This is a genomic window from Photobacterium sp. OFAV2-7 (assembly GCF_022347985.1).
Classification (GTDB): domain Bacteria; phylum Pseudomonadota; class Gammaproteobacteria; order Enterobacterales; family Vibrionaceae; genus Photobacterium.
The window spans coordinates 1-3,072 of sequence record NZ_JAKRFQ010000665.1; the positions used below are offsets into that span (position 1 = coordinate 1).

Here is a 3,072-nt window from a genome sequence, read left to right on the forward strand (position 1 = left end):
AAATGAGCAATTGAATGGTATATTATTTAATTATGTTTAAAACGCACGTTTTAAATAAATTGGGTGTTTGAAAACATGTGTCTAAAAGCCCAGCACAGCTGGACTCATAGGAGGTCTGATGAGTTTTGCGTGTTTAATTTTTAAGACACTTCGATTTTTTCTGTTTAAGGTTTAAAAACGCGCTATTTGCCTAATTCTTTCATTTGTTAACGGTCTCACAAAAAAATATCGATCAGGCGCGCTGAGTAATTACTCTAAAATGTCGAAATCACGGCTTTTGGTGTGGTCCGATGAGTTTGTTGTTCTTTAAGCTTGAGGTTCTTCGCTTTTTTCTTCTGCAGAATCAAAAAGTGGCCAGCCACCTAATTTCTTCCATTTGTTAACAATCTCACAGAATAATTCTGCTGTGCGTTCAGTGTCATATAGGGCGGAGTGAGCTTCCTTGTTGTCGAACGGGATCCCTGCGGTGCTACAGGCCTTGGCCAAGACTGTCTGGCCGAATGCCAAACCGCTCAATGCTGCCGTATCGAAGGTGGCAAATGGGTGGAAGGGATTACGCTTTAGCTTGGCACGTTCTGAGGCCGCCATCACAAAGCTGTGATCAAAGTTGGCGTTATGGGCAACCATGATTGCACGGGAGCAACCTGCCGCTTTTTGTTCTTTACGGATCTGCTTGTAGATCTCTTTTAGCGCAGCATCTTCAGAGACCGCACCACGTAGCGGGCTGAACGGATCTCGGATCCCGTTAAACTCCAGCGCCTCTTTGTGGATCACTGCGCCTTCAAATGGTGTTATGTGAAAATGGATAGTCGAAGCAGGCTTTAGCCAGCCTTCTTCATCCATCTGCAGGGTGACTGCACAGATTTCGAGCAGGGCATCTGTTTTGGCATTAAAGCCGGCAGTCTCTACATCAATGACGACGGGAAAGTAGCCGCGAAAGCGACTTTTAAGGGTGTTTAGTTCGTTATCTTGGCTCATAACACTGCGGTTGATAAAAATGAAGAGCGCATTATGTCAGATTCACTCCGGGAGCTAAACCTTAATTCATTGTGGGGAAACTGCACCTAAAGATTTTTTCGTCAGATCCGATACAATAGTCAGCATTACGATTGAGCTGGTGGTAGGAATATGGGCAATACAACAACATCATTGTGCTTGGCAGGCGCATTGCTAGCCGTTGCGACAGCAAGTAGCCCGGTGATGGCAAGCAAGCAATATGTCGCTACGCCTGCGCAATCGAGCTGGAAGGTCGCTGTTGATACCCCGCTGGAATGTCGTATGTTGCATAAGATACCCAATTACGGTGAAGCTCAGTTTACCTCCCGAGCGAGTAAAAAAATCAACCTGGATTTTGAACTCAAGATGCGCCGCCCCATGGGGGAAACACGCGATGTCAGCCTAGTATCGATGCCACCGCGCTGGATGCCGGGGGATGCGGCTGAGCCGATCACTAAAATTACCTTCTTCAAACAGTTTGATGGCTATATTGGTGGGCAAATGGCCTGGGCTATGCTGACCGAGCTTGAGAGCGGGCGTTATCCGACGCTAAGTTATCAGGACTGGCAGCATAGGAATAAGCGTATAGAAGTCGGGCTTTCTGCTGTATCGTTCCAGGCACCTTATCAGCAATTTAGTCAGTGTATAGATAATTTGCTGCCCTATAGTTTCGATGATATCGCCTTTACCGTTCTCCATTATGATCATGATAGCGATGAGCTGAATAAAGCTTCGCGCAAGCGCCTGGCTCAGATCAGTGACTTTGTTCGATATAGTGATGATGTTGATTTGGTATTGGTGGCGACCTATACCGATTCACGAGGCGGCAAGAACGTTAATCAGGCGTTGTCTGAACGACGGGCTAAAAAGCTGGAAGAATACTTTATGGCGATGGGCTTGCCGAAAGACCGGATCCAGGTTGAGGCTTACGGCAAACGTCGGCCAATTGCCGATAATGAAACGCCAATCGGGCGTAATCAAAACCGCCGGGTAGTGATTTCGCTTGGCCGGACACTTATCTAGCGGAAATCTAAGCCCCTAATATAGCAAAGCGAGATACGCTGAGTATCTCGCTTTTTTGATCCTAGTTCATTGTACCTATCAGGCTATAGAGTCATTTAAGTTTAACCGTCTCAGTGAAGACGGAACTTGGCGATCAGCTCGCATTGATTGCTGATATTGATATGCTCAAGCTGCCGGGCAACCACCGGGTTAGGATGTCGCTTTAGGAATGAGATCAAAGCGGATTTACAGCATCCAAGAGTATCAATAAATGCATCACACTCCTTGCGACGACACTGAGGAATAAGTGCCATTACTTGCTCTGAGGCAAGCTGTAAGTACTTAAGCTCATACTCGTTGTCGCCAGCCTTTCGCCAAAAAGAGGCCAGATTATGACAAGACGTGACTTTGATGGTCAGTAAGTCCTCAAGCTCTTCGCGCGTTCCCTGAATCGGTTCTAGCTGCTGTGATTCGGCCAAAGCAAGTTGGTAATGAATCACTGACATCATTGGCTTATTATTCTCTTCGGCTTCTGCAGCCAGCAAGGTATGCCGTTCCCAGCGTGATACATCCATGATTATTCCTTAGATTACTGCTGCTGTAATGCCTCGACAAAATGTTGTTCGATTTGCTGCCAGTCAACAACATGCCACCAGGCCTCAATATAGTCCGGGCGTTTGTTCTGGTAGCTGATGTAGTAGGCATGCTCCCAGACATCCAGTGCCAGAATCGGCTCACCACTATTGTCGACAACATCCATCAGCGGGTTGTCTTGATTGCTGGTGGAAGAGATTTCCAAACGCCCGTCGTTGACACAAAGCCAAATGAAGCCTGAACCGAAGTGGTTGGCTGCTGCCTCTGAGAAAGCGGTTTTGAAGTCTTCAAAGCTGCCGAAGTGGCAGTTGATGGCTTCGGCCAGCAGACCGCCTGGTTGCCCGCCGCCATTGGGGGACATGCACTGCCAGTAGAGGTTGTGGTTGAAAAAGCCTCCGCCGTGGTTTCTGACAGCGGGAGACTGTTGGGATACCGCGGCAAAAATCTTATGAAGAGATTGTTGTTCCAGCTCGGTGCCAG

4 protein-coding genes are annotated in these 3,072 nt (G+C 47.6%); 1 reads left to right on the top strand and 3 read right to left on the bottom strand.

Annotated features, from left to right (window positions below; translation table 11 throughout):
* Positions 1-306: 306 nt before the first annotated feature.
* On the bottom strand, positions 307-978 hold the full coding sequence (rnt, locus tag MHN01_RS22685) for a ribonuclease T (RefSeq protein WP_239413607.1): 672 nt from the start codon (positions 976-978) through the stop codon (positions 307-309).
* 150 nt (positions 979-1,128) lie between these two features.
* On the opposite strand from rnt, the gene MHN01_RS22690 reads away from it, so the two are divergent.
* The gene (locus MHN01_RS22690) at positions 1,129-2,019 is read left to right on the top strand and encodes an OmpA family protein (protein ID WP_239413608.1); all 891 of its coding nucleotides are present in this window, start codon (positions 1,129-1,131) and stop codon (positions 2,017-2,019) included.
* Positions 2,020-2,129: 110 nt separating this feature from the next.
* Here the strand turns inward: MHN01_RS22690 and MHN01_RS22695 are convergent, their stop codons facing one another.
* Positions 2,130-2,573, bottom strand: coding sequence for a DUF2753 domain-containing protein (locus MHN01_RS22695; protein WP_239413609.1), 444 nt, complete (start codon positions 2,571-2,573; stop codon positions 2,130-2,132).
* Between the two features lie 14 nt (positions 2,574-2,587).
* A partial coding sequence (locus MHN01_RS22700; RefSeq protein ID WP_239413610.1) for a superoxide dismutase occupies positions 2,588-3,072 on the bottom strand: 485 nt, incomplete at its 5' end.